Source organism: Streptomyces sp. NPDC051051 (assembly GCF_040682975.1).
GTDB lineage: Bacteria > Actinomycetota > Actinomycetes > Streptomycetales > Streptomycetaceae > Streptomyces.
Genome location: NZ_JBFBCB010000028.1, coordinates 65,514 through 92,239 on the forward strand (window position 1 = coordinate 65,514; position 26,726 = coordinate 92,239).

The 26,726-nt window shown below is 70.4% G+C and carries 15 protein-coding genes; 7 read left to right on the plus strand and 8 right to left on the minus strand.

The genetic code is table 11. The annotated features are described in order from the left end of the window. Window positions 1-129 precede the first annotated feature (129 nt). Both pglW and pglX read left to right on the plus strand, forming a co-directional pair. Complete coding sequence (gene pglW / locus AB0N31_RS21730; protein ID WP_366060055.1) at window positions 130-4,803, plus strand: BREX system serine/threonine kinase PglW; 4,674 nt, start codon at window positions 130-132, stop codon at window positions 4,801-4,803. Further along, window positions 4,800-8,423, plus strand: coding sequence for a BREX-2 system adenine-specific DNA-methyltransferase PglX (gene pglX / locus AB0N31_RS21735; RefSeq protein ID WP_366060023.1), 3,624 nt, complete (start codon window positions 4,800-4,802; stop codon window positions 8,421-8,423). The genes pglW and pglX overlap by 4 nt, the downstream gene beginning before the upstream one ends. Window positions 8,424-8,518: 95 nt before the next feature. Here pglX and AB0N31_RS21740 read toward each other — a convergent pair whose 3' ends face one another. Then, window positions 8,519-8,917: a hypothetical protein gene (locus tag AB0N31_RS21740; protein ID WP_366060024.1), complete on the minus strand. Its 399-nt coding sequence runs from the start codon at window positions 8,915-8,917 to the stop codon at window positions 8,519-8,521. Then, window positions 8,914-9,228 carry a hypothetical protein gene (locus AB0N31_RS21745; protein ID WP_366060025.1) on the minus strand — a complete coding sequence of 105 codons (315 nt, stop codon included), beginning with the start codon at window positions 9,226-9,228 and terminating at the stop codon, window positions 8,914-8,916. Before AB0N31_RS21745 ends, AB0N31_RS21740 begins: the two co-directional genes overlap by 4 nt. Window positions 9,229-9,337: 109 nt before the next feature. Between AB0N31_RS21745 and AB0N31_RS21750 the strand changes: the two genes are divergently transcribed. Together AB0N31_RS21750 and pglZ are read left to right on the plus strand one after the other, a co-directional pair. Further along, window positions 9,338-13,234, plus strand: a complete 3,897-nt coding sequence (locus AB0N31_RS21750) for a phage resistance protein (RefSeq protein ID WP_366060026.1) — start codon at window positions 9,338-9,340, stop codon at window positions 13,232-13,234. Next, window positions 13,231-16,170 (plus strand): BREX-2 system phosphatase PglZ, encoded by a 2,940-nt coding sequence (gene pglZ, locus AB0N31_RS21755; protein ID WP_366060028.1) that lies wholly within the window; start codon window positions 13,231-13,233, stop codon window positions 16,168-16,170. The genes AB0N31_RS21750 and pglZ overlap by 4 nt, the downstream gene beginning before the upstream one ends. A 19-nt stretch (window positions 16,171-16,189) precedes the next feature. Here pglZ and AB0N31_RS21760 read toward each other — a convergent pair whose 3' ends face one another. Together AB0N31_RS21760 and AB0N31_RS21765 are read right to left on the minus strand one after the other, a co-directional pair. Beyond that, the gene (locus AB0N31_RS21760) at window positions 16,190-16,399 is read right to left on the minus strand and encodes a DUF397 domain-containing protein (RefSeq protein ID WP_366060029.1); all 210 of its coding nucleotides are present in this window, start codon (window positions 16,397-16,399) and stop codon (window positions 16,190-16,192) included. Further along, window positions 16,396-17,187: a helix-turn-helix transcriptional regulator gene (locus AB0N31_RS21765; protein WP_366060030.1), complete on the minus strand. Its 792-nt coding sequence runs from the start codon at window positions 17,185-17,187 to the stop codon at window positions 16,396-16,398. Before AB0N31_RS21765 ends, AB0N31_RS21760 begins: the two co-directional genes overlap by 4 nt. 245 nt (window positions 17,188-17,432) lie before the next feature. Between AB0N31_RS21765 and AB0N31_RS21770 the strand changes: the two genes are divergently transcribed. After that, window positions 17,433-17,882 (plus strand): ATP-binding protein, encoded by a 450-nt coding sequence (locus tag AB0N31_RS21770; RefSeq protein ID WP_366060031.1) that lies wholly within the window; start codon window positions 17,433-17,435, stop codon window positions 17,880-17,882. A 31-nt stretch (window positions 17,883-17,913) separates the two neighbouring features. Here the strand turns inward: AB0N31_RS21770 and AB0N31_RS21775 are convergent, their stop codons facing one another. Both AB0N31_RS21775 and AB0N31_RS21780 read right to left on the minus strand, forming a co-directional pair. Further along, on the minus strand, window positions 17,914-18,957 hold the full coding sequence (locus AB0N31_RS21775; RefSeq protein ID WP_366060032.1) for a CBS domain-containing protein: 1,044 nt from the start codon (window positions 18,955-18,957) through the stop codon (window positions 17,914-17,916). Beyond that, window positions 18,954-20,771, minus strand: a complete 1,818-nt coding sequence (locus AB0N31_RS21780; RefSeq protein ID WP_366060033.1) for a DUF262 domain-containing protein — start codon at window positions 20,769-20,771, stop codon at window positions 18,954-18,956. Before AB0N31_RS21780 ends, AB0N31_RS21775 begins: the two co-directional genes overlap by 4 nt. A 243-nt stretch (window positions 20,772-21,014) precedes the next feature. On the opposite strand from AB0N31_RS21780, the gene brxD reads away from it, so the two are divergent. Together brxD and AB0N31_RS21790 are read left to right on the plus strand one after the other, a co-directional pair. Continuing rightward, entirely contained in the window at window positions 21,015-22,364 is a 1,350-nt protein-coding gene (gene brxD / locus AB0N31_RS21785) for a BREX system ATP-binding protein BrxD (protein WP_366060034.1), read from the plus strand. Next, on the plus strand, window positions 22,364-24,568 hold the full coding sequence (locus AB0N31_RS21790) for a DEAD/DEAH box helicase (protein ID WP_366060035.1): 2,205 nt from the start codon (window positions 22,364-22,366) through the stop codon (window positions 24,566-24,568). Before brxD ends, AB0N31_RS21790 begins: the two co-directional genes overlap by 1 nt. Window positions 24,569-24,823: 255 nt before the next feature. Here the strand turns inward: AB0N31_RS21790 and AB0N31_RS21795 are convergent, their stop codons facing one another. Further along, on the minus strand, window positions 24,824-25,495 hold the full coding sequence (locus tag AB0N31_RS21795; RefSeq protein ID WP_366060036.1) for a lytic polysaccharide monooxygenase auxiliary activity family 9 protein: 672 nt from the start codon (window positions 25,493-25,495) through the stop codon (window positions 24,824-24,826). Window positions 25,496-25,929: 434 nt separating this feature from the next. Beyond that, on the minus strand, window positions 25,930-26,700 hold the full coding sequence (locus AB0N31_RS21800; RefSeq protein ID WP_366060037.1) for a CDP-alcohol phosphatidyltransferase family protein: 771 nt from the start codon (window positions 26,698-26,700) through the stop codon (window positions 25,930-25,932). Window positions 26,701-26,726: the final 26 nt, after the last annotated feature.

Here is a 26,726-nt window from a genome sequence, read left to right on the forward strand (position 1 = left end):
TGGGTCGAATGTCCTATAGTCCCGTCCTTCACGGACTCTTCCCATGTATCAGGCAACCATTAGGATCAGCGGCAGGCCCGACCCCGGGGAACGGCGGGCCTGAGAGGAACGGAACGAGTGGGGACAGGCATGCGGGAAGGCCGGTGGGTCACGGTCACCGAGTCCGAGTTCGATCACGAACACCGCGGCCTGGAGGCGATCCGCGAGCAGTTGCCGGACTCCGACCCCTGGCGGGCCTGGTCGAACTTCACGTTCACCGCGAACACCGGGCATGTCCGCGAGGTCGACCTGCTGGTCGTCGCGCCCGGCGGCGTCTACATGATCGAGCTGAAGGACTGGCACGGCTCGGTCACCTCCGAGAACGGCACCTGGGTGCAGACCACCCCCGGCGGCCGTCGGCGCACCCACGGCAACCCTCTGCACCTGGTCAACAAGAAGGCCAAGGAGCTGGCGGGCCTGCTCGGCCAGGGCCACGGCGCCCGCCGGGTGTGGGTCGGTGAGGCCGTCTGCTTCACCGACGACGCCCTGCGCGTACGGCTGCCCGCCCACGACCAGAACGGCGTCCACACCGTCGCCGAGCTGGTCGACATGCTGGGGCAGCCCCCGCGCGACGAGCGGCGCCGCATCACCGCGATCGACTCCCGCGAGATCAAGACCGCGCTGGACCGCATCGGCATCCGCCGCAGCGAGGCCCAGTACAAGGTCGGCCCCTACGAGCTGGAGCGCACGCCCTTCGACTCCGGCCAGACGTGGGCCGACTACAAGGCGGCCCACACCGAGCTGCCCGAGCGCGCCCGCGTCCGCGTCTACCTCAGCGAGCGCGGCTCGGACGCCTCCCTGCGCCAGTCCGTGGAGAACGCCGCCCGCCGCGAGGCGGCCGTCCTGCAGCGCTTCCGCCACCCCGGCGTCGTCTCCTACCGGCAGTACTTCCCGACCGGTCACCCCTCGGGCCCCGCCCTCGTCTTCGACTACGACGACCGCACCATGAAGCTGGACGAGTACCTGGTCCAGTACGGGGAGAAGCTCGACATCCTCGGTCGGATGGCCCTGGTCCGCCAGCTCGCCGAGACCATGCGCTCCGCGCACGCCCGCCGCATCCACCACCGGGCCCTGGCCGCCCGCTCCATCCACGTCCTGCCCCGCCCCGACGGCGGCCCCGGCAGGGCCGTCGGCGAGGAGGCCGCCTGGCTCAGCCCCCGGCTGAAGATCTCCGACTGGCAGATCGCCACCCAGCGCACCGGCGACTCCTCGCAGGGGCAGGGCGCGACACGGCTCGCGCCGACCGCGCTGTCCGCGATGCACCTCGCCGACGACGAGGACCCCTACCTCGCCCCCGAGCTGACCGCCCTGCGCCCCGACCCGGTCTCCCTCGACGTCTACGGCCTCGGTGTCCTCACCTACCTGCTGGCCACCGGCAAGGCCCCGGCCGCCAGCCAGGCCGAACTGCGCGCCCGCCTGGAGGCGGGGGAGGGCCTGCGCCCCAGCTCCCTGGTGGACGGCCTGTCCGAGGACGTCGACGAGCTGGTGCAGGCCGCCACCGCCTACAACCCGGACCAGCGCCTGCACAGCGTCGACGACTTCCTGGAGATGCTGGAGGTCGTCGAGGACTCCCTCACCGCCCCGGCCGCCGAGACCGCCGCCGAGGCGGCCGACGCCCCGGAGAAGGACCCGCTGGACGCCGTCCCCGGCGACGTGCTCGCCGGCCGCTGGGAGGTCCGCCGCCGCCTCGGCACCGGCTCCACCAGCCGCGCCTTCCTCGTCCGCGACCTGGAGGCGGAGGCGCGCAGGACGCGCCCGCTGGCCGTGCTGAAGGTCGCCCTGTCCGACAACCGCGGCGACATCCTCATCCGCGAGGCCGACGTGATGGGCCGCCTGCGCCCCCACTCGGGCATCATCCGCCTCGCCGAACCGGAACCGCTGAGCATCGCGGGCCGTACCGTCCTCGCGCTGGAGTACGTCGGCGACGAGCGCGACGACGGCGCGGACGCGGCGGGCGAGCGGAAGGTCCCGCGCCGCCGCGAGGAGACGGTGGCCCGCCAGCTCCGCGACGACGGCCGGCTCCCCGTCGACCAGCTGGAGGCGTACGGCGACTACCTCTTCGGCGCCGTCGACTTCCTGGAGGGCGAGGGCGTCTGGCACCGCGACATCAAGCCGGACAACATCGCCATCCGCGTCCGCCCCAACCGCACCCGCGAACTGGTCCTGATCGACTTCTCGCTCGCCGGCTACCCCGCCAGGAGCACCGACGCGGGCACCGAGGGCTACCTCGACCCGTTCGTCGACGTCATCACCCGCGGCTCCTACGACTCCCACGCCGAGCGGTACGCCGTGGCCGTCACCCTGCACCAGATGGCCAGCCGCGAGCTGCCCAAGTGGGGCGACGGCAGCGTGCTGCCCCGGATGACGGACCCGAAGGAGTGGCCGTACCCGACGATCGCCGCCGAGGCGTTCGACCCGGCCGTACGGGACGGGCTCGTCGCCTTCTTCCAGAAGACCCTGCACCGCGACGCGAGCAAGCGGTTCCCCGAGCTGAAGCCCATGCGGGACGCCTGGCGCAAGATCTTCCTCGACGCCTCGCAGGCCGTCCCCTCCAGCCACCGCACACGCCACACGACGACGACCTCCGAGGCGGGGGCCGACGGCGAGGCGGTGCAGCGCGGTGTCATCGCGGACGCCGAGCCGGAGACCGCCGAGCAGCAGCGCGACCGCCTCGCCGCCGAGGTCGCCCTCGACACCCCGCTGACCGTCTCCGGCCTCACGGGCGCCGCCCAGTCCTTCCTCTACGGCCTCGGCATCACCACCGTCGGCGGGCTCCTGGACTACAGCCGCCGCAAGCTCGTCAACGCTCCCGGCCTGGGCGCCAAGACCCGCAACGAGGTGCAGAAGCGCCAGCGCGAGTGGGGCGAGAAGCTGCGCGAGACGCCCGCCTCGCCGCTCACGCCCGAGGGCCGGGCCGAGGCCCGGGAGGAACTGGACCAGCTCTCCGCCGCCGAGTCCGCCCTCGCCGACACCCTGGCGACGAGCGACGCGGCCGGCGGCCTGTCGGCGCGCGCCCTGCGCTCCATCAGCCTCGACGCCCTCGCCACGATCTTCGTCCCGGTCGTCAACAACAACGGCTCCAACCGCAACAAGGCCGAGATGGTCCGGCTGCTGCTGCGCCTGCCCGACGAGCACGGCCTGCTGCCGGAGATCGGCGTCTGGCCGAAGCAGAAGGACGTCGCCGCGGCGCTGCACCTGAGCGCGGGCCGCATCCCGCAGATGCTCAAGGAGGAGCGCAAGCGCTGGAAGGCCGACCGGGCGGTCCAGGCCCTGCGCTCCGAGATCCTCGAACTGCTCGCGGGCATGGGCCGGGTCGCGTCGGCGGTGGAGATCGCGGACGCCCTCGCCGTCCGGCGCGGCAGCCAGCTCGCCGGGCGTGAGCAGCGCCGGGCGCTGGCGCTGGCGGCGGTACGGGCCGTCGTCGAGGTCGAGCAACTCGTCCCGGACGAGGCCGAGTTCCAGCACCAGCCGAACCGTAAGGCGACGGAGGAGTCGTTGGGGGCGGGCCTGCTGGCCCTGGATGTCCGCGAGGACGACGGTCCGGACACTCCAACGGCGCCGGGACTGCTCGACTACGCGACGAAGCTCGGCCGCGCGGCAGACCGGCTCGCTGGGCTGGAGACCCTGCCGACGGCAGCGACCGTCCTCGCGGAGCTGGGCGCAGTGCAGATGCCACCCGGCACTGTCGACTGGGACGAGCGCCGCATGGTCGAACTGGCCGCCGCGGCCTCCGTGAACGCGGCGGCGACCCCGCGCCTGGAGATCTACCCGCGCGACCTGTCGCTGGTACGGGCGCTGCGGCTCACGCAGGCCGGTCTGGTGCGCTGGATCCCGGGCGTCCCGGAGGGCCGCCAGCCCGGCCTGACCGGCGAGGACGTCCACGAGCGGCTGCGGGCCCGCTTCCCCGAGCTGGCGGTGCCCGACGGCCGCGGCGGGCTGACCCACGACCTGCCGACCGCCGGCCCGCTGACCAAGGCGCTGCGCGAGGCCGGCTTCGAGCTGTCGCTCGGGACGCGCGAGGACACGAAGACGCTCCGCTACCTGCCGACGCGGGTGGACGACGCGTCCAGCTACCTCACGACGGGTGCCTGGCGGCAGTCCACGCGTACGGGCGCGGTGACGCGGTACGCCGACGATCCGCTGCTCGCGAGCGCGGTGCGCGCGGAGGAGCGGCTGGTCGCGTCCGCGCGGCGGGACGGCTACCGGGTGCTGACCGTGAGCCAGCGGCTCGTGCGGGACGCCGTACGCGAACTGGGCGCGGAGCGGCTGGGCGCCGAGGCCGTCTCGGTGACCGAGCTGTTCATCGAGGCCCTGCACGCCCAGGTCACGCCGGGCACCAAACCGACGTGGGAGACGCTGCTCAAGGCGGACGTCGCCAAGCCGGGCTCGACGGGCGCGCTGCGGTTCGCCGACTACGCCCAGACGGCGTGGGGTGCTGTCGCGCCGCGCATCGAGGAACGGCTCGGAGCCGGGTCCGGGTCCGGAACCGGCCCGGTGCTGCTGACGGAGGCCGGGGTGTTCGCCCGCTACGACGCGATGGGCGTCCTGCACCGGCTCGCCTCGGCGGCCCGGCGGGGCGGCCGCGGACTGTGGTTGCTCGTCCCCCAGAGCGACCCGGCGCGTGAGCCGAGGCTCGGGCAGGTGGCCGTGCCGTACCAGGCCGGCCTGGGGGAGTGGATTCAGCTTCCGGACATGTGGGTGGACAACGTCCACCGGGGGTCCGGCAAGGTAGTGGTTCGTGGTGTCGAGGGAGACGTGAAGTGATCGACCGCAAGGCTCTGTTGGACGACCTGAAGCAGCAGGTCAAGGCGGTCGAGACCGACCTCGGCAAGCAGGTGAAGGCCCTGGGTGACGTCGGGGCGCGGCTGCGCGCCGAGTACGACCAGGCGCGCAAGCTGGGGCGTACGGCGGCGACGTGGAACTCGTGGCTCGATGAGCGGGTCACGCAGGTCGCGGTGGCGTGGGTGCTGGGGACTGTCTTCGTGCGGTTCTGCGAGGACAACCGGCTGATCCCGGAGCCGTACCTGACGGGCGCGGACGGCGACCGGCGGGAGCTGGCGGAGGCGCGGTACGACGCGTACGTGGAGGCGGAGGACGACCCGACCTACCGCGGCTGGCTGGAGAAGGCGTTCGACGAACTGGGCGCGGGCCAGGCGGGCAGGCTGCTGTTCGACAAGCGGCACAACCCGCTGTACCAGATCCCGCTGTCGCATGACGGTGCGCGGGAGTTGGTCGAGTTCTGGCGGGGGAGGGACGAGGCGGGCGTCCTCGTCCACGACTTCACGGACCCGCTGAACGAGGACGGCACGGAGGGCTGGGACACGCGGTTCCTGGGTGACCTGTACCAGGACCTGAGCGAGGTGGCGCGGAAGACGTACGCGCTGCTCCAGACGCCGGAGTTCGTGGAGGAGTTCATCCTCGACCGGACGATGAACCCGGCGGTCCGAGAGTTCGGCTACGAGGGCCTGAAGATGATCGACCCCACGTGCGGGTCGGGGCACTTTGTGCTGGGGGCGTTTCGGCGGTTGGTGCGGCTGTGGGGGGAGGGGCAGCCTGGGCATGATGTGCACGAGCGGGTGCGGGAAGCGCTGGACTCGGTGCACGGGGTGGACGTCAACCCGTTCGCTGTGGCTATTGCTCGGTTCCGGCTGCTGGTTGCGGCTATGGCGGTGAGCGGGGTAAAGACGCTGGCGGAGGCGGCCAAGTACGAGTGGCCGATCAACCTGGCAGTGGGGGACTCGCTCATCAAGTCCCGCCGTTCCCAGCAGGAGAACCTGTTCGGCGGTATAGACGAGGACCTCGCGAACGAGCTGGCTGAGTTCAAGTACGCCACGGAGGACGTGCAAGAGCACCCAGACATCTTGCGGCCAGGGCGGTATCACGTGGTGGTGGGGAACCCGCCCTACATCACGGTGAAGGACAAGAAGCTCAACGTTCTTTACCGGGAGTTGTACCCGGCGTGTTCCGGCAAGTATGCGCTGTCGGTGCCGTTCGCTCAGCGGTTCTTCGAACTGGCCAAGCGCGGCGACGCCCAGGGGCGCGGCTACGGAATGGTCGGGCAGATCACCGCGAACTCGTTCATGAAGCGGGAGTTCGGGGCGAAGCTCATCGAAGGGTACTTCGGGCACACGGTGGAGCTCACTGAGGTTATCGACACGTCGGGTGCCTACATTCCAGGGCACGGAACGCCGACGGTCATTCTCGTGGGCAGGCAGCGGGGTGGGGACGGGCGCTCGCCAGTCATCCGGACCGTTCGCAGTGTGCAGGGTGAGCCCTCCGCGCCGAAGAACGCCGAGGAGGGCTTGGTATGGCAGGCGATCGTCGAGCAGATCGACAAGCCTGGCTCGGTGAGCCAGTGGGTGTCTGTGGATGATCTGTCACGAGCAAATTACTTCGGTAAGCAGCCTTGGATCCTGGCCGACGGCGGTCTGGAATTGAACTCGTCCATCGAGAAGGGTGCCGTCGGGCAGTTGCGTTCAGAGCTCTCGCGCGACATCGGTTTCGCCAGCTTCCCGGGCCAGGACGATGCCTTTATTAGCGACCCCTATGCGCTGCGGCGTCAGGGTGTTGATGCTGCGATTGCACGCCCCCTGATTATCGGAGAAGCTGTACGCGACTGGAGTGTGGATGCCGTCGAGAGTGCAATTGCTCCGTACAGCGCTGACCTCAAAGCACTGCCGTATGACGAAAGTAGCCCTTGGGGACGGTGGTTGTGGAAAGTGCGTGGTCACTTGCGATCAACCACGGATTTTGATGGAAAGACGCAGCAGGACCAAGGGAAGCCGTGGTGGGCATGGTACCGATGGGTCTCTGAGCGCTACCGAACCCCGTTGTCGCTGACGTTCGCGTTCGTGGCGACGCACAACCACTTCGTGCTGGATCGGGGCGGGAAGGTTTTCAACCGTTCTGCGCCGGTGATCAAGCTGCGAGAGGGGGCGAGCGAGGAAGAGCATCTGCGGTTGCTCGGCCTGCTAAATAGCTCCACTGCTGGATTCTGGCTTCGGCAGGTCAGCCACGACAAGGGCCGACCTGGCGCGGACGTCGCAGGAGCCGATGAACCTTGGGAGCATCGATTCGAGTTCACTGGAACCAAGCTGGAAGAATTCCCGATTCCTTCCTATTTCCCCACGACGCTCGCTTCTGCCATGGAATATCTCGCTCAGGAGCTGGTTGCTACTAGCCCTTCTGTCATTGTATCGACCGCTGTCCCTACAGCGGCGACACTGCGTGAGGGTCGAGGGAAGTGGGAGTCCATTCGTGGTCGGATGATTGCCACTCAGGAAGAACTAGACTGGCAGGTGTACGCCCTGTACGGCCTCCTCGACCGCGAGATCGCTGCTTCCGCTGCTGACACCCCTGTGATCGCCTCGGCTGAACGTGCCTTTGCCATCGTCTTGGCTCGCAAGAGGGAACGCGGCGAGGTCAACACCTCGTGGTTCCATCACCACAACCACCAGTTCGATCCCATTACGGAGATCCCCGCTCACTGGCCCACCGCCTACAGGGAAGTCGTCCAGAAGCGGATCAATGCCATCGAGTCGAACCGTGCCATCGGCATGGTCGAGCGGCCCGAGTACAAGCGCCGCTGGGCCACCGAAGGCTGGGACGCACTCCAGGAGAAAGCTCTCCGCTCCTGGCTGCTCGACCGTATGGAGAACCGCGACCACTGGTTCGACGAGAACGGTCAGCCGACCATCCTCACGCTCTCCCGCCTCACCGACGCCCTCTCGCGCGACGAGGACTTCGTCTCCGTTGCCAAGCTCTATGCGCCCCGTAAGGATCTCCCCAAGGTCGTCGCCGAGCTGATCACCGACGAGCACGTGCCGTTCCTCTCCGCCCTGCGCTACAAGCCCGCCGGGCTGAAGAAGCGCGCCGACTGGGAGGAGGTGTGGGACCTCCAGCGCAAGGAGGACGCCGCACCGGACGAGCCGGCCAAGCGGAAGATCCGGGACTCCATTCCTGTACCGCCGAAGTACACCCCGGCCGATTTCCTGCGCCCCTCCTACTGGAAGGCGCGCGGCAAGCTGGACGTGCCCAAGGAGCGGTTCATCTCCTACGGGCAGACCAACGCCGCCACCCCTGAGCTGTACGGCTGGGCCGGCTGGGATCACCGCGAGCAGGCCCAAGCCCTGGCGACGTACTTCACCAACACCGCGCTGACCTCGGAGGAGATCACCCCGTTCCTCGCCGGCCTGCTGGAGCTGCAGCCGTGGCTGTACCAGTGGCACAACGAGTTCGACATGCTCTACAGCGGCTCCCCGGCGGACTTCTTCGCCGGTTACCGCCAGCAGTTGCAGGGCGAGCACGGTCTCACCGACGACGACCTGCGTGCCTGGCGTCCCCCGGCCGCCACCCGGGGACGACGGGCGGCCGCGAACAAGTAGCCCGCGCCCGCCCATCCCCCACCCCGTCCCACCCGCCACCGGACACCCGACGAGGAGGACAGCACATGCTCAGCCCACAGTGGTCGCGGCGGCCGTCACAGGCCCATGACCACCACGCGGTCACCGCACAGCTTGCGCAGGTCGTCCTCGTCGGAGGTGAAGACGGTGACCGGCCCCGGCTGTCGCAGTGCGACGGCGGCCAGGGCCGCGTCGATGGCGTACTTGTGGCCGTGGAGACCGGCCTCCTTCAGCAGGTCGATCGCCTCCTTGGCGATCTCCTCGGTCACCGCCTCGACGTGGATGCGGGAGAGTGCCCAATGCCACGCCGGGAGGTAGGTGCGCATGTCGTACGCCTCGATGAGTGTCATGGAGGTGGTCATGACGCGGATGCCGACCGCATGGGCAGCCTTGAGCCTGCCCTTCATGGCGGCTGCCCCGCGCACGGTCTGCGACAGTCCCTCGCAGTCGAGCAGGTAGACGGCGTCGCCCCTCATGCGGCTTCCCGGTGGTGTCGAGACGCCGCCTGCCCGGCTTCCTGCTGCTCGGCTGCTCGTTCCGCGCGTGCTCGTTCCGCATGGGCGCGTTCGATCTCGCGGCGTTCGGCCTCGGCGGCGGCCAGTTCCTCATCGGTGACGGGGCCGTACTCCGTCTCCATCCAGTCGACGAGTTCCCCCAACCGATCCTGCTCCCGCTGGCGCTCTATGGCGTGCGTGACGTAGCGGCTGAATCCGCCGGGGCCGACCTCGGCGCGGATGGCCTCGGCCAGCTCTTCGGGGAGCGTCACGGTGTACTTCTTGGTTGCCATACCGCCGACCATACCGACGCCCCGCAGAGGCAGCCACCCTGGACAGCGCGGCTTCACACGATCGAGTGCGCCGCAGAAAACCTCCACCTGAAGGAGAGCGAGACACCTCATGGCCCAGCAGCCGCTCCTCCGCGATGTCATCGACATCAAGGAGTCCATCTCCACCTCGGACTTCGTGCTGTCCCTCGCCGAGGCGACGACGCCCGAGGGCGCCGAACACGCGCTCAAGGACTACGTCGTCACGGAGCGACTGCTGGAGAACTTCGACGAGGCACTGGACCTCATCAAGGCCTCCCTCGACGGGCACCGCTCCAAGGCCGCGTACCTCCACGGCTCCTTCGGTTCCGGTAAGTCGCACTTCATGGCCGTGCTGTACGCGCTGCTCAGCGGTGACCCGGCAGCTCGCGCCCGCACCGAGTTCGACCCGGTGCTGACCAAGCACGAGTGGCTGGGCACGGACGGCAAGAAGTTCCTGCTCGTGCCGTACCACATGCTCGGCGCCAAGGCCCTCGAACAGCGCGTGCTCGGCGGTTACGTCAGCCACGTCAAGAAGCTGCGCCCCGAGGCGCCGACCCCGCAGGTCTACCGTACCGACTCCCTCTTCGCGGACATCCGCGCCATGCGCGCCAACATGGGCGACGAGGCCGTCATCCGCGGGCTCGGCGTCACCGACGACGAGGAGGACGAGTGGGGGGAGGGCTTCGCCTGGACCCCCGCCCTCCTGGACGCCGCCCTCGCCGCGGCGGAGAACCACGAGGCCGCCGTCCCGCTCGACCTCCGCAACCCCTCCACCCCGATCGAGCTGCGGGCCAAGCTGGTCAGTGACGCCAGCGCCAACCTCCTCCCCGGCTTCGCCAAGAACGCCGCCGAGGACGAGCACGGTTTCATCTCCCTCGACGCCGGACTCTCCGTCATCGCCGAGCACGCCAAGTCGCTCGGCTACGACGGGCTGATCCTCTTCATGGACGAGCTGATCCTGTGGCTCGCCACCCTTATCCACGACCAGAAGTTCGTCGCCCGTGAGGCCAGCAAGATCACGAACTTCGTGGAGGGCGGCGACGCCCGCCGCGCCATCCCGATCGTGTCGTTCATCGCCCGCCAGCGCGACCTGCGCGAACTGGTCGGCGAGGAGGTGTCCGGGGCGGCCGAGTCGTCCATCCAGGACACCCTCAACCTGGCCTCCGGCCGCTTCGACAAGATCACCCTTGAGGACCGCAACCTCCCGCAGATCGCCCACGCGCGCCTCCTCAAGCCGAAGAACGCCGAGGCGGAGCGCCTCGTCGACGCGGCCTTCGAGCAGACCAAGCGGGTCGGCACCCAGGTGTGGGACACCCTGCTCGGCTCCGACAAGGGGACGACCGGCGCGGACGCGGAGTCGTTCCGGCTGACGTACCCCTTCTCGCCCGCCTTCATGGACACCCTCGTCCACATCTCGTCCGCGCTGCAGCGCTCCCGCACCGGTCTGAAGCTGATGGGCCAGCTCCTCGCCGACCACCGCGACGAGATCCGGCTCGGCCAGCTCATCCCGGTCGGCGACCTCTACCCGGTGATCGCGGAGGGCGGCGACAAGCCGTTCACCGACAGCCTCAAGGTGGTCTTCGAGGCCGCCGACAAGCTGTACAAGACGAAGCTCCGGCCGTACCTGCTCAGCTCGTACGACATCACCGAGGACGACGTCGAGCAGTACCTGCACCGGCCCGACACCCTCGCCGCCGATCCGCAACTGGCCAACCGCTGCCGCCTGTTCGTCGGTGACAACCGGCTCGTGTGCACGCTCCTGCTCTCCGCGCTCGCGCCCAGCGTGCCCGCCCTGTCCGAGCTGACGATCCGCCGGCTCGGCGCGCTGAACCACGGGTCGGTCATGGCGCCGATCCCGGGCAGCGAGGTCGGCATCATCAAGAACAAGGTCGCCGAATGGGCGGCCCGGTTCCCTGAGATCAAGGAGACCGGCACCGACACCAACCCCGGTGTCCGGCTGGAACTGTCCGGCGTCGACGTCGACTCCGTCATCGCCAACGCGCAGGTCAACGACAACCCCGGCAACCGCGTCGCCCTCGCCCGGCGGCTGCTGTCGGAGGAACTCGGCGTCGAGCACGGCCAGTTCGCCGACGAGCTGAACTTCACCTGGCGCGGCACCGCCCGCACCGCCGAGGTCGTCTTCGGCAACGTCGCCGACGAGGACGAGCTGCCCGACCACGACCTGATGCCGCAGCAGGACGGCCGCTGGCGGATCGCCATAGACCTCCCCTTCGACGAGGGCGAGTGGGGGCCCGTCGAGGACGCCAACCGCATGCAGCGGCTGCGCGAACGCCAGCAGGGCGAGCGGTCCCGCTCCATCGCCTGGCTGCCCGCGCACCTGTCCGCGCAGCGCCTCGCCGACTTCCGACGGCTCGTCGTCATCGACAAGGCCCTCGCCGACGAGCACCGCTTCGACACTCAGTACGCCGGCCACCTCAACGCCGACAACCGCAGCCGCGCCAAGGGCCTCCTGGAGACCCAGCGGGACGCCCTGCTCAAGCAGGTCAAGGGCGCGTTCAAGCAGGCGTACGGGCTCGCGCAGAAGCAGGCCGCCGACGTGGTCATCGACTTCGACGACCACCTGGTGGCGCTGCCCGACGTCGACGACCTCACCCTGTCCTTCGGGCAGTCCCTGCACGACGGCATCCGGCACGTGGCGGGCAAGCTGCTCGCCCACCAGTACCCGGCCCACCCCAACCTCGACCCCGACGCCACCGGCACCGCCGTCAAGCCCGTCGACGCGCGCAAGGTGTTCACCCACGTACGGGCCGCCGCCGAGGCCCGCGACGGACGCGTCGAGGTCCCGGCGGGCGACCGCAAGCTGATGCAGCGCGTCGCCGGGCCGCTGCGCCTCGGACAGCAGAAGGAGGCGTACTTCGAGCTGTCCCGCTACTGGGCCGACCACTTCCGGCAGCTCGCCAGCGCCCAGGGCGCCACCGGCGACCACACGCTGATCAGGCTCACCGACTGGACCGACCAGCCCGAGCCGCGCGGCCTGCCCGACTTCCTCACCCGGCTCGTCGTCGCCTCGTTCGCCGAGATGGACGACCGGGTGTGGGTGCGCGGCGGCACCGTCCTGGACCCCGCGCCGGAACTCTCCGCGATCAAGGACCACGACGCCCTGCGCAGCCAGCCCCTGCCGAGCGAGGACGACTGGACCACGGCACGGCAGCGCTACGAGACGGTCTTCGGGCAGAAGGCGCCCACCCTGCGCCGCGGGCGCATGGTCAACCAGTTCGCCCGCCAGATCGTCGAGTCCGCCCGCTCCCTCAAGGAGGACGCCGCCGAGCTCGTACGGCGGCTGGAGGAGCACGCCACCTTCCTCGGCCTCGACGAGACCGACGACACCGGCCGCCTCGCCCTCGCCCGGCGCTCCCTCCAGTTCCTGGAGACGCTCACCGGTGGTGGTGCGCAGGGCGGAGCCGGGGCCAAGAAGACCGTGGAGGCACTGGCCGCCTTCGACCTGGGAGAGGTCAGCGCCGACCGGTACGGCACCTCCCTCAAGCAGGCCGGCAGCGTCGCCCGCGCCGTGACCGAGGCGTCCTGGCACACCCTGGAACTCGCCACCGGGCTCGGTGCGGAGGGCGCGGCCCTGCTCGACTCGCTGCGCAACGTGGCCCGCGGCGACCAGCGCACCGCCGACCTGCGCGAGGCGCTGAAGCGCACCGAGCGGGAGATCCTCGCCCTGATCAAGCGCAACCAGGCGGCGGCCACCCCGCCGCCCGCCCCCGTCGCGCCCGCGACGGCCACCGCCCCGGCCGACACGGCCGACGACCTGTCCCTGAACACGCCGACGAGCGACCCGCGCATCCCCTTCACCCAGCAGCCCGGCACCACCCAGGGCAGCGGCGGGGCGGGGCGGTCCAGCGGCCACCGCACCACCACCGTCGGCCAGGCGACCGAGGCCCTGGAATCGGAGCTGGCCGAACTGGCGAAGAAGAACCCGGGAGCCACCATCGAGATCACCTGGCGGGTCGTCGACCGATGACCACCACCGCTCCCGCCACCGACTCCGCCGCCGTACCGGGCGCGGTCCGGCTGAACACCGCGACCGTCACCCAGTACCTCTCCTCCCAGCCGCAGCTCGCCGCCTCCCTCCGGCCGGGGGGCGAGGACCGGCGCCGGGCCGTCCTGCTGCGCTCCGCACCCCAGTGGGACGGCCCCGCCGAGCCCGCCTGGGCCGAGGGCCGCACCGCGCGCGTCACAGCGGCGCTGTCCCCGCTCGCCGTCCACGAGCTGGTCCTCGACCACCTCGCGGGCCGCACCCCCGGCCCCGCCGTCCTCGTCGTCCTCACCGACCGCGAACAGCACGAACTCGACCCCGCGATCCTCGCCCGCGTCCACAAGAAGGCCATCGACACCGTCGACAGCTGGGACGTGGTGCGGGAGGCCTTCGGCGCCCGGCAGATCGACCCGCGCCTGAAGGACGCCAACTGGGCCGCCGAGGCCCTGCTCGACGCCACCCCGCCCGGCGGCTGGCCCTCCGTCTCCGGCGGCTGGCTCTCCCGGCAGTACGCCCTCACCGCCCTCGCCCAGCGCCGCCTGCGCCTCGGCCGCTACGACACCGACACCGCCGTCGCCCCCGCGCAGCGGCCCGGTGACGAACGGCTCGACGCGCAGGCCCTGCTGGACTGGTCCACGCGCGCGGGCGGCCCCGAACGGCTCCTCGGGCTGCGCGGCCCCGAACGGACCGGACTCGCCGCCTTCCTCGGCGAGGACGACCAGGCCGGACTCGCCGGGCGCGCCCTGCTCGCCCTCGTCGACGCCGAACGCGGAGCCGACGCGGTCGCCTTCGGCCTGGTGTGCGCGGCCCTGTGGGAGCACACAGAGCCCGCCCCCGAGACCTACCAGGCCCGCGGCCGGGCCGAACGCTACTTCGGCGAGCAGCCCCCGGCCACCGGCGACCAGCTCGACACGCTGGTGGCCGTCTTCGGCCGGGCCGCCGAGAAGTACGTCGTCGCCCTCCTCGCCACCGGCCACCGGCCCGCCGGCACGACGGACCCGGACCGGGCGCGCGAGGCCCGCCGCCTGGCCGGCATCGTCCTCGACCGGGCGACGGCCCTGGCGCGGCAGTTCGGCGCCGAGAAGGCCGTCGAGTCCAGCCCGGTGATGAAGGGCGGCCTGGAGTTCCGGTTCACCGCCGTGGGACACGCCCTCGCCGCTGCCGCAGGCACGGACGCAGGCGCGGTCGCGGACGCCGTACGGCACCTGGCCGAGCACGAACTCGCCGGTGACCCGGAGGAGTCCGCCCGCATCGAACGGGCCCGGATGGGACAGCGGCTCGCCCGCTGGCTGGCCGCCGAACCGCCCGCCGAGTCACCCACCGTGGCCGCCGCCATAGAGCGGCACGTCACCGAGACCGGCTGGGTCGACCTCGCCCTCGAACACATCGAGGCCGGCGGCGACCCCGACCCGGTGCTCAAGACCGCGTACGACGCGCTCGGCACGCGGGTCCGGGAACGGCGCCGCGCGATCGACGCCTCCTTCGCCCGCGCACTCGCCGTCTGGACCGGGTCCGGCACCCAGCCCGGCTCGATGCTGACCGTGGAGACCTTCCTCGACCAGGTCGTGAAGCCCGTCGTCACCCACGGCGAGGGGCGGCGCGTGCTGCTTCTCGTCCTCGACGGCATGAGCGCCGCCATCGCCAACGAACTCGGCGAGGAACTGCGCGGCACCTGGGCAGAGTTCGACCCGCTGCCCCACGGTGGGCCGCAGCGTCGCGCCATGGCTGCCGCACTGCCCACCCTGACCGCCGTCTCCCGCACCTCCCTGTTCGCGGGACGGCTGATGAAGGGCACCCAGGCCGACGAGAAGCGGCTGTTCCCCGCACACAAGCTGTGGGGCGGCGCTCCGGCCGCCGTCTTCCACAAGGACGACCTGCGCGCCGAGCAGGCCGGGGACACCTTCGGACCCGCCCTCACCGAAGCGCTCACGGACGGCAAGACGCACGTCGCGGTCGTCCTCAACACCATCGACGACCGCCTCGCCAAGGAGCAGAAGCTCGGCGACGGCGCCTGGCACGTCGACCATGTCGCCGGGTTGCGCGACTTGTTGCGGGCGGCCGCCTTCGAAGGCATGGCGGTCGTCCTCACCAGCGACCACGGGCACGTCGTCGACCGGCACGGGGTGAGGGTGGAGGCGGCGGAACCGCCGTCTGCCCGGCACCGCCTCCCCGGCGACGGCGGCGGCCCGCTCGCCGAGCAGGAGATCACGCTGTCCGGTCCCCGGGTCGTCTGGCCCGAGCCAGGCGCGACCATCGTCGCCCTGTGGGACGCAGACTCCCGCTACACCTCACTCAAGGCCGGCTACCACGGCGGCGCGTCGCTCGCCGAGTTCACCATCCCGGTGCTGGCCTTCCTGCCCTTCGGCGCGGAACCGCCGCAGGGATGGCGGGAGTTGGGAGAGCAGCGGCCGGATTGGTGGTCCACCGGCACCCGGACCGCCGCCCCTGTCGCGGCCCGTCCGGTAGTGGCCCCGGCCGCTGTCCCGGCGAAGAGGACGGCTGCCAAGCCGAAGAAGGAACAGGCCGAACTCGCCAAGACCCACGACGCCCTCTTCGACGTGGCCGTCACCGCGGGCGGCGACGACACGCTCGTCACCCCCGCCCTGGTCTCCCAGGACGAGACCTTGGTCAACGGCCTCCTCGCCTCGGAGACCTACCTGGCCCAGCTCGGACTCCTGGCCCGCAAGCCGCCGCAGGAACAGATCAGGAAGGCGCTCGCGACCCTCGTCGACGCGGGCACCCTCCCCGTCACCGCCCTCGCCCAGCGCGTCGGCCTGCCGCCCACACGCGGCGACGGCTTCGCGGCAGTCCTGCGGCAGCTCCTCAACTACGACGGGGTCCAGGTCCTGGAGACCCTCCCCGACGGCCGCACGCTCCGGCTGCACACGGCCCTGCTGAGGGACCAGTTCGAGCTGGGGTAGAGGTGAGGCGGTTCGCCGCCTACGCCTGCCCGGCGTAGGCGGCGAACGCGGCCCACTGCTCCACGGAGAAGGTGAGTGAGGCAGCCTGGGGCTTCTTGGAGTCCCGGACGTGAACGGCGGCGGGGGTGGTGGCGACCTCCACACAGTCGCCGCCGCCCGAGCCGCTGTAACTGCTCTTGCGCCAGTTGAGTCGGACTTCGCCGGACCCGGCGTGAGTATCAACGTTCATGCTGTGGTCTCCCCTGCCAGTCCCCCGAGGAAGCGTACGGATTCCTCGGGGTTCAACGCCTGCGAGCGCAGCTTGCCATACCTGGAACTGAAGGCGCTGACTTGGATGGGATCGGTGACCACGGTCCCCACTTCCTGGGACTCTACGTAGCCGACCTGACGGTGCTCTGCTGTCTCCAACACGACGAAGCCGCCGTTGAGGCCGGGGTGGAAGCCGTATGCGGCAGGCATGACCTGGATGGTCACGTTGCGGAGCTTTGCACTGTCCACCAGGTGCACAAGTTGCTTGGCCATCACCTCATCACCACCGATGGGGTTGGTGAGTGCCACCTCGCCGATGATGAACGACAACTCGACGATGGGCGTCCGAGTGAGCAACTGCTGGCGATGGAGACGGGCCTCGGTGTGCAGGTCGATCACCTCCTCTTCCAGAGCCGGGCAGTGAGCAGTAAAGAGGGCTCGGGCATAGGCCTCCGTCTGCAGGAGTCCAGGAACGAGCAGTGGGTCGTAAGAGAGACGGCTGACCGCCTCGACCTCGATGGAGGCGAAGTCCTGGAAGAACGCGGGCAGTTTCGCCTGGTCCACATCATCCTGAAGAACCCGTAGAGCACCGCCTGCACCCAGCACCTGTTCTGCGGCCTCGGTGAGGACGAGCTTCGCTGCGCGCCGCCCCTGCTCCACCGAAGCCACCTGCTCCACCGAGTACCCGATCGCGTCCGCGAGTCCCTGCTGCGTCAGCCCCGCCCGTTCGCGGAACAGGCGCAGCAGCTTGCCGTAGACACTCCACACGGCCGGCCGTTCCTTCTCCGGCTTGCGTCCGCCCGTGGTCCGGCACGTGCGCTCCGCTGCCCTGCCCATGTCGCCCCCTGATCTGCCACAGTCCTGGTGCGACCTGCTCAACGACGCCCCGGTTCGTCCGATGCGCGGTGCGGACCCGTACAACGGCCGTACAAACCCGTACCGGAGCCGTACCCGTAACCGGCTACCACCCTCCGACCTGGCAAGGACGCGGGCTGTGACGAGACGGTCACCTCATGAGACCGGCCGACACCGCCCCCGAACCCTCCGTCTGCACCGAGCAGTTCACCGTCCGCCTCAGCAGCACCAGACGTGGTGCCCGACTCGCCCGCCGCCTCACCGCCGAGCGGCTCGCCGCCTGGGGGATCCCCTACGACTCGGAGGCCTCGCACGCCGCCGTGGCCGTCACGGCGGAACTGGCGGCGAACGCGATCACGCACGGCCGGCTGCCCGGCCGGGACTTCCTGCTGTCGCTGGCACGGCACCCGGACGGAGTCCGCATCGAGGTCGCGGACACCCGCCCGGAACGCTTCCCGAAGACGGCGGCCAGGCCCACCGGCCCCGACGCGCTGGAGGCGGAGACGGGCCGGGGCCTGCTCCTCGTCGCCGCGTACGCCGACACATGGGGCTGCCACATGCGAGACGCCCACACGAAGACCGTGTGGGCGGAGATCACGCATCCATAGTGAGCCGGACGGTCCGGCGGGCACCGCGCGATCAGGAGACGAACGCCCGCAGCAACGCGGCGAACGCGGTCAACTCCTCGACCGTCTTGGCCGGGAGCGGCTTCTCGTCGAAGTGGGCGATCCGGTTACGGATGTCCTTCACCCGCTTCAGGCGGCCGATGAACTGCTCGCGGGGCATGTTCGGCCACTTCAGGGCCTCCCAGTTGAGATCGGCGCGGTCGGCGAGCGACTGCTTCGTCTGGTCGCCGTCCAGGAGCCTCAGGTAGTCGCCGAACATCAGGTCCGACACCTGGCCGGTGCGGTGTTCGGGCTTCTTGTTCGTCTGGACCGCTTTCACGGACTCCTCGTCCAGGGCCGCGCCCAGACAGCGGCGCAGCAAGGACTCGATCTCCCCGACGATGAAGAAGGGCCTCGCCGACCCCTCGAAACGCTCCGTGACGTCCGCGGCGGTGACGATGCCCGACAGGCAGCCGTCGTCGCCGCGCACGAGCAGGTAGCCGTGCTCCTTGACCACCGGGAGGGCCGCGAAGAGCTCCTGGCGCGCGTCCGCGACCGGCAGGGAGTCCTTCTCCATGGCGTTCTCCAGTGTGGCGGCCTTGCCCGCCTCGTACATCCTGGCCACCGAACCCCAGGTGACCACGCCGTGGATCTGCGCCATGCCGGTGGTCACCGGCACCTGGGAGAAACTCTCGGTACGCATCAGGAAGGTGGCGTGTGCCAGGGAGTTGCCGAGGGTGACGCCGCGCACGCCCCGCTTGGCCGACGGGATGTCACCGAGCAGCAGCCGCTGGGGAAGCGAGGGGAGGGCCTCGTCCGCCTCCTCCCCGGCGTCGCTCTCGACGGGGCCCGCCTGTGCGGGGATGGAGGCGATGGGGACCACGTCGACACTGCTGCGCAGTCCGCAGACCGCGAAGTCCGGCAGCGTCGTCAGTCCCGAGTCCGCCAGCGCCTGCGAGATCAGGTGCACCGTGCGGTGGTCGCGGACCCGTACCTGGAACAGGTCGAGGATCTCCTGCACGGGCACGGTGCTGCCCTTGAGCGCGGCGAGGTCCTTCTCGCTCGGCCTGGTGGTCATCGGGCGTCGCCCTCCGACAGGTCACGGAGCATGGTGCGCTTGCCCATGGCGGACTGCACCAGGTCCTGCAACTGCCGGGAGCGGTCGGTGTAGAAGCGCTTGTAGTCGCTCTCGCGCAGCGTCTCCGGATCGATCAGGTGGGTGGCCACCACGTCGTCGAACCACTCGGGGCGCATGTCGGAGGCGGCGATCAGGGTGGAGAGGTAGGACGACGGCGCCCCCATCATGTCCATCGTGGCGCGGTAGGACAGCGGGGTCTTGTTCACGATCGAGTTCGTCGGCAGACCTTGGCTGTTGCCCCGGCGGAACCACGCCTTGGGGAAGATCTGCCGGACGTCCACGCTGTACTCGTCGAGCCGGCCCGGGCTGAGCGGGGCGTCCGTGTAGTGCCAGTCGACCGCGCCCTGCTTGATCAACAGGGCGTAGATCCCCTTGTAGGCGGCGCTGTTGCGGGTGGTGAGGGTGTCGAGCCGCTCGGTGAAGAAGAAGGCGTCCGCGACCGTGTCGGGTGCGTGGTCCTCCTGCCGGATCCAGCCGACGAGCTGCTCGACGTCCCGGGTGAAGCGCGTCTCGGTCGAGCCGCCGTACATCTCACCCAGTACCCCGCACCAGTACCACTGCTCGATCTTCTCCTCCGGGCCCAGTCCCTCCGTCTCGTCGCCGAGAATGGCGCGGACGGCCGCGAGCGGGACGAGCTGCGTCTTGTACGGAAGATCGTTGGAACGGACGATGCACTGCCGCTCCAGGAAGTCGCCCACCCAGGCGAAGGCTTCGGCGAGTTGGGGCGCGAGGCGGACGAAGTCGGCCAGCGGGAGGTCCAGCAGGTCGCGCCGTTTACAGGACACCGCGGCCCCGACGCCCGCCTCCTTGCGCTCCCAGGTGCGTACCAGGGCGATGGCCTGCAGGAAGTCGATGCTGCTCAGGCCGTTCTCGAGGCCGCTCTCCAGCCGGCCGAAGACCGGGTACTTCGAAGCCAGCGCCTGCTTGGTCTCCCGCCACACCTCGGGAAGCTGGTAGTAGTCGCCGGTGCGTTCCACGTATTCGGGGTCGCCGGCGTAGGTGGCGGTGAGCAGTTCGAAGACGTTCAGGGGCACGCCGCCGGTGTTGACGCGCTCGAACACCGCGCAGACGGCGTCCATGGAGGTGGAGGCGGCCAGCCGGATCATCGGGACCTGGAAGGCGCGGACCTGCTGGAGGACCAGGTCGTCGAACTCGCCCCAGCGGTCCCAGTTCCGCTCCTCGTCCGCCTTGATGTAGCCCTTCTTCCACTGGTTGACGCGCTGGGCGTCGAAAACGAGGTGCAGCGGGAAGAGGCCCGCCGCGCACTCGGCCTCCTCGGTCCTCAGGTCCAGGACCACCGTGCGGTTGAAGTCGGTGCGGAGCACCTTGTCCGCCGGGACGGACAGGATCGCCTCGTCGCGGTCGGCGGACGGTCCGACGGCCTTCTCGATGTCGACGTAGTACCAGCGCTCGATGGGCTTGCCGCGGGAGTCCGACGTCTCCACCGGGGCGTCCAGCCACAGCGCCTGGAAGAGGGAGGTGAGACGCTGCTGTCCGTCCAGCAGCAGGAGTTCCGCCTTCGGGTCGCCCTCGGGGCGGGCCCCGGTGAGCGTGCGGGAGCGGAAGCGGGTGGCACCGCCGGTCTGCAGCGTCATCACCACACCGAGCGGGTAGTCCAGCGTCACCGTCGCGATGATCGCCCTGATCCGGTCGTCGTCCCACTTCCAGTTCCTCTGGAAGTCGGGCAGTTGTAACGCCCCGGAGGCGACATCCGCGAGTACGTCCCTGAGCTTCAGATTGTCCAGTGCCGCCATGTATCTCTCTTCTCACCCTGCCACGCGTACGGAGAGTGATTCCAGCAGCGCTCTGCGGTGACCGTCAACTTGTTCACAGAAGAACGAGATCAGCGCGAGCACCGTCCGGCTGAGGTCGCGGACCCACGGCTTCGAGGAGAGCGACAGTGGGCTCACTGCAGCTCGAACTTACATGCCCCCACACCAGTCATCGTGACCCCTCGCGGAGGCCCTGCTGCACGGAGAGATGGAACACTGGTCCTTGTGAGCACCCCCGGATCGAAGCGCCCCGCTCAGGTCAGCGCCGCCCGCCGCCGTACCGTCGTCGACGCCCTGCGCCGTGGCGCCGTGCCCGAGAGCGGGTTGGATCTGCTCGCCACCGGACTCGACCGGTTCGAGACGGCTCTGGACGCGGAACTGGACGCCGTCGCGTCCGGCGGGTCCGTGTTCAAGGCGGTGCGCGGTGAGTACGGGTCCGGCAAGACCTTCTTCACCCGGTGGCTGGGGGAGCGGGCCAAGCGGCGCAACTTCGCCGTGGCCGAGATCCAGATCTCGGAGAACGAGACCCCGCTGCACAAGCTGGAGACCGTCTACCGGCGGCTCACCGAACGGCTCACCACGCCCAGCTTCCCGCCCAGCGCGCTGCGGCCGGTCGTGGACGCCTGGTTCTACGCGCTGGAGGAGGACGCCCTCGCCGCCGGCGCGACTGAGGAGGAACTGCCAGGAGAGGTGGAGAAGCTCCTCCTCGCCCGGCTCGCCGAGGTGTCCCGGCACGCGCCGTCCTTCGCCACCGCGTTGCGCGGCTACCGGACGGCGCTCGCCGCAGGAGACGAGGCCACCGCCGCAGCCGTGCTCGCCTGGCTCGGCGGCCAGCCGCACGTGGCCGCCGCCGCACGCCGGTCGGCGGGCGTGCGCGGCGACCTCGACCACTTCGGCGCGCTCGGCTTCCTTCAAGGCCTGCTCACCGTGCTCCGCGACTCCGGGCACACCGGTCTCGTCGTCGTCCTCGACGAGGTGGAGACCCTGCAGCGGGTCCGGTCGGACGCCCGCGACAAGGCGCTCAACGCGCTGCGGCAGCTCATCGACGAGGTCCACTCGGGGCGCTTCCCTGGCCTGTACCTGGTGATCACCGGCACGCCGGCCTTCTACGACGGTCAGCAGGGCGTGCAGCGCCTCGCCCCGCTCGCCCAGCGGCTCGCCACCGACTTCACCACCGACCCGCGCTTCGACAACCCCCGCGCCGTGCAGATCCGGCTGCCCGGCTTCAGCCAGGACTCCCTGGTCGGCCTCGGCGTCACCATCCGCGACCTGTACGCGGATGCCGCCGAAGCACCCGAGCGCGTGAAGACGGTCGTCGACGACGCCTACGTCGCCGACCTCGCGCGGGCCGTCGGCGGGGCGCTGGGCGGGAAGGTCGGGGTGGCACCCCGGCTGTTCTTGAAGAAGCTCGTCGGTGACGTCCTGGACCGGGTGGACCAGTTCGACGACTTCGATCCCCGGCGGCACTACCGGCTGACCGTCGCGAGCAGCGAACTCACCGACGTCGAGAGGAACCTGGCCGCCTCCGTCTCCGGCGGTCCCGCCTCGGCCGACGACTTCGACCTGGAGCTGTGATGGCGCAGGACGGCAACCCGGTCGGCGACACCGCGAACGGCGACGGCCCGGCCGACGTGCTGGACCGGCTCGACCCCGTCGTCCTGCACCACATCGTCAACACCCTCGGCTGGCCCGACCTGCGTCCCCTCCAACGGGCGGCGATCACGCCGCTCATGGGCGGCGAGGACGCCGTACTGCTCGCGCCCACGGCGGGCGGCAAGACCGAAGCGGCCTGCTTTCCTCTGCTGTCGGCCATGACCGAGCAGAAGTGGACCGGCACCTCGGTGCTGTACCTGTGCCCGCTCAAGGCGCTCCTCAACAACCTCGTCGGCCGCGTCGACACGTACGCCCAGTGGCTGGGCCGCCGTGCTGCGCTCTGGCACGGCGACACCAAGGAGTCCCAGCGGCAGCGCATCCGTACCGAGGCGCCGGACGTCCTGCTCACCACGCCCGAGTCGCTCGAGGCGATGCTGATCGGCGTCAAGACCGACCACGCCCGGCTGCTGGGCGGCGTACGGGCCGTCGTCGTCGACGAGGTGCACGCCTTCGCGGGCGACGACCGGGGCTGGCACCTGCTGGCCGTGCTCGAACGACTGGAGCGGGTCACCGGCCGCCCCATCCAGCGGATCGGACTCTCGGCGACCGTCGGCAACCCGGAGCAGTTGCTGCACTGGTTGCAGGGTGCGGGCGCCGGAAACCGTACCGGGCAGGTCGTCGCCCCCGGCGTGCAACTGCCGCCCGCTCCCGGCACAGCAGGACACGACGGCAAAGCACAGTCCGGCCAACTCCCCAGACCTGCGGGCGGGGTGGAGCTGGACTACGTGGGCTCCCTGGACAACGCCGCCAAACTCATCGCGGCCCTGCACCGGGGAGAGAAACGGCTCGTCTTCTGCGACTCGCGCGCCCAGGTCGAACAACTGGGCGCCGCGCTCCGGGCGCGCGAGGTGACCGTCTTCCTGTCCCACGCCTCCCTCTCCGTCGACGAACGCACCCGCTCCGAGCAGGCCTTCGCCGAGGCCCGCGACTGCGTCATCGTCTCCACCTCCACCCTCGAACTCGGCATCGACGTCGGTGACCTGGACCGGGTCGTCCAGATCGACTCACCGGCCTCCGTCGCCTCGTTCCTGCAACGCATCGGCCGCACCGGCCGGCGCTCCGGCACCGTACGCAACTGCCTGTTCCTCACCACCCGCAAGGACACGCTGCTGCAGGCGGCCGGACTGCTGCTGCTGTGGTCGCGCGGCTGGGTCGAACCGGTCCTCCCGCCGCCCGAGCCGCGCCACCTCGTCGCCCAGCAACTCCTCGCCGTCACCCTGCAACAGCACAAGCTCGGCGACCAGCTGTGGGACCGGCAGTGGAACGGACTCGCCCCCTTCGACCGGTCCGCCGCGCCCATTCTGCGCCACCTCACCGAGGAGGGCTTCCTCGACGACGACGGCGGCATGCTGTTCGTCGGACCCGAGGCGGAACGCCGCTTCGGCAGGAGGCACTTCATCGAACTCACCGCGTCCTTCACCGCCCCGCCCCAGTTCACCGTGCTGTCCGGACGCACGGAGATCGGCCGCACCGACCCGAGCGTGCTCACCGAGGAACGTCCCGGGCCCCGGCGCCTGCTGCTCGGCGGACGCAGCTGGCAGGTCACCTACATCGACTGGCTGCGCAAACGGGTCTTCGTCGAACCCGCAGACGGCGGCGGCATCGCCAAGTGGATGAACGGCGGCATCGCCGGGCTGTCCTACGCCCTCACCCGTGCCATGCGCGAGGTACTGCTCGGTGTTGACCCGCCCGTGTCGCTCACCCGGCGCGCCGAGGCGTGCCTCGCGGAACAGCGCGAGAGCGACGCCCCCGACACGGTGCACCCGGGCGGCGCACTCATCACGCGCGTCGGCAACGACGTGCGCTGGTGGACCTGGGCCGGCTACCGCGCCAACGCCACCCTCGGGGCCACCCTTCAGTCGGTCACGGACCCCTTGCAACGCCCCACCGACTGCTGGCTGCGCCTGCGCGAAGACCTCACCCCGGCCGACTGGTGCGCGGCCCGCGAGAGCGTCGGCGAGAGCCTGGTCCTACCCGACGTGGACCACCGCGCCGTACGCGGCTTGAAGTTCTCCGCCGCCCTCCCGGAATGCCTCGCCGTCGCCACGGTCGCGGCCCGGCTCGCCGACTTCGAGGGCGCCCGCGCGGTGCTCGAAGAATCCGTACGTTTCCAACACGGCGGCTGAACCGGTGCGCGTGGGTGGGCAAGGTCGCGTACGCCGTCACGTACGGATGCGACGCTCGCGCTCGTCACCGTGATCGACGTGGATCCGTGGCGTCGAGGCACGGGGGAGGGGATCGTCACCGGAGAGCCCTTGTACGCACGTGTCGACGCCGTCAACGCGGAGCTGATATGCGGCACGTGACGTCCCTCCTGAGGAAAGGCCGTTCCTGTGCCCTCCCCGGACTCGACGGGCCCAGGGAGGGCACGGCCGTGCGCGTCAGCGGAAGTTCACGTCACTGCACAGGAAGTAGGTCTGGTCCATGTGCGAGGCCTGCCAGATCGTGTAGACGACGTGGCGACCGCTGAACCCCGAAGTGCTCACGGGGATCGAGTAGTTCTGGCTGGGCGCGTACTTGCCGGTGCGGGCGACCAATTGGAGGTCGCTCCACTTCAGCGGCTGGGTGGTGGGGTCGTAACCCTGCCGCGTGACGTAGACCAGGAAGTAGTCCGCGCCGTGGCTGGCCTGGTCGTACAGCTGCACGGTGAAGTCGCTGGAGATGTCCGTCGTCTTCCACGGACCCACGGCATCCAGGGAGTTGTAACGGCCGCTCTCGGTGTGGCCGCCGCTGCACAGTTGTCCGTCCGGGATGACAGCCTGGAAGTTGCCGGCGGAGCCGTTGCGGTACAGGCCGTTCCAGTTCCACATGGCGTTGGGGTTGTCCTGCCAGGCCTGCCAGCACGTGGGGTCTTCCTGTGCCATGGCCGGATTCTGGAAGTCGCTGCCCCAGCGAAGCCAGCAGCCGTAGTTGCGGGACGCCGGGTCGACGACCGAACCGTGGGCTACAGCGGTGCCGCTCCAGGGGATCAGGCTGAGGAGCATGGCGGCGAGGACGCTCAGAATGAGCGTCGGACGTAAGCGCACCTGCGTGGCATGATCACGACAGATCATGGGGTCCTTCTTTCGGGTGTGGGGGTTGCCTTCCTGGTGTGGGGGTTGCCTTCGGGGTGCCGTGGCGCCCACATGGCATGGGAGCGCTCCCATTGGACAGGCTGCGCCTCCGGCTCCGACGTGGCAACGGGTCGATTCCGCCACTTTCGCCTTCTCGTGGCGCATTCGTTGCGGTGACGTCCGGAGTGTGCATGTGCCGAGAGCTCCGGCCCGCTTCTTGTGACCGTGGCGCCGACCCGCCCCGACAAGCAGGCGAGGCCGGCCCCGGATCTGACCGGCCGCGACTCCACTGCCGACCGGCCCGGCACCCGGCTCGCCGGCGACATCACCTGCCCGCTCGCAGAGAAGTGGTGGCTGTATCCAGCCTGCCGACCGGACCCGGCCACCCGCGAGGTCGTCGGCCATGCGATGTGCCGGAGGCGTCCCGGACGCCCTCAGCGCGTCGCCAGCTCCAGCACCAGCGGCTCGGCGAACGGCTTCTCGGCGACGACCGAACGCGACTCCCGCCACAGCCACAGCACGTCCCGGCCGAAGGACCACAGCAGCAGGACCAGGGCCAGCAGCGCCACCGCGAAGTTGCCGGCGTACGGGAGCAGGTCCGCGCCCGCGACCAGCAGGCAGACGCCCTGCAGCGCGGCGACCGTCTTGCGGGCGAAGGACGGGGGCAGCGGGGCGTTGAGCCAGGGGGCCACGCGGGCCGCGGCGACGAAGGCGTAGCGCATGCCGCCGATCAGGAGGACCCAGGGGCCCAGCTCCATGGAGACGTACACGCTGAGCACCAGGATCAGGAACGCGTCGACCTCCATGTCGAAGCGGGCGCCCAGGGCCGTCGAGGTGCCCGTGCGCCGGGCCACCTTGCCGTCCACGCCGTCCAGCAGCAGGGCCACGGCCGTCAGGCCGACCAGCAGGGACACCGGCGGTGCGCTCACGAAGGAGTCCGCCACCAGGGCCGTCACCCCGCCGACCAGGGTGGCCCGGCCGAGGGTGACCCGGTTCGCCGGGCCGAACGTGCGCAGACCCGAGCGGTGCAGTGCCCGTGAGAGCACCGCCCAGGTGGCCACGGCGAAGACGAGGCCGGTCACCCAGCCCGCCGGGCCCATGCCGATCGCCGTGCCGAGCAGGGCCAATACCAGGATCTGCACGCCCGCTCCCACAGCGGTCTCCTGCTGGACCGGCCTCGCGTCGTAAGTGTTGTTCAGGGCCACCGCACATCCTCCGGCCAGGTGACAGA

Coding starts and splice junctions, on each gene's coding strand:
- AB0N31_RS21750 (WP_366060026.1), top strand. CDS start 9,338: ATGGCCCAGCAGCCGCTCCTCCGCGATGTCATCGACATCAAGGAGTCC.
- AB0N31_RS21790 (WP_366060035.1), top strand. CDS start 22,364: ATGGCGCAGGACGGCAACCCGGTCGGCGACACCGCGAACGGCGACGGC.
- pglZ (WP_366060028.1), top strand. CDS start 13,231: ATGACCACCACCGCTCCCGCCACCGACTCCGCCGCCGTACCGGGCGCG.
- AB0N31_RS21770 (WP_366060031.1), top strand. CDS start 17,433: ATGAGACCGGCCGACACCGCCCCCGAACCCTCCGTCTGCACCGAGCAG.
- AB0N31_RS21745 (WP_366060025.1), bottom strand. CDS start 9,228: ATGGCAACCAAGAAGTACACCGTGACGCTCCCCGAAGAGCTGGCCGAG.
- pglW (WP_366060055.1), top strand. CDS start 130: ATGCGGGAAGGCCGGTGGGTCACGGTCACCGAGTCCGAGTTCGATCAC.
- AB0N31_RS21760 (WP_366060029.1), bottom strand. CDS start 16,399: ATGAACGTTGATACTCACGCCGGGTCCGGCGAAGTCCGACTCAACTGG.
- AB0N31_RS21740 (WP_366060024.1), bottom strand. CDS start 8,917: ATGAGGGGCGACGCCGTCTACCTGCTCGACTGCGAGGGACTGTCGCAG.
- AB0N31_RS21780 (WP_366060033.1), bottom strand. CDS start 20,771: ATGGCGGCACTGGACAATCTGAAGCTCAGGGACGTACTCGCGGATGTC.
- AB0N31_RS21775 (WP_366060032.1), bottom strand. CDS start 18,957: ATGACCACCAGGCCGAGCGAGAAGGACCTCGCCGCGCTCAAGGGCAGC.
- AB0N31_RS21795 (WP_366060036.1), bottom strand. CDS start 25,495: ATGATCTGTCGTGATCATGCCACGCAGGTGCGCTTACGTCCGACGCTC.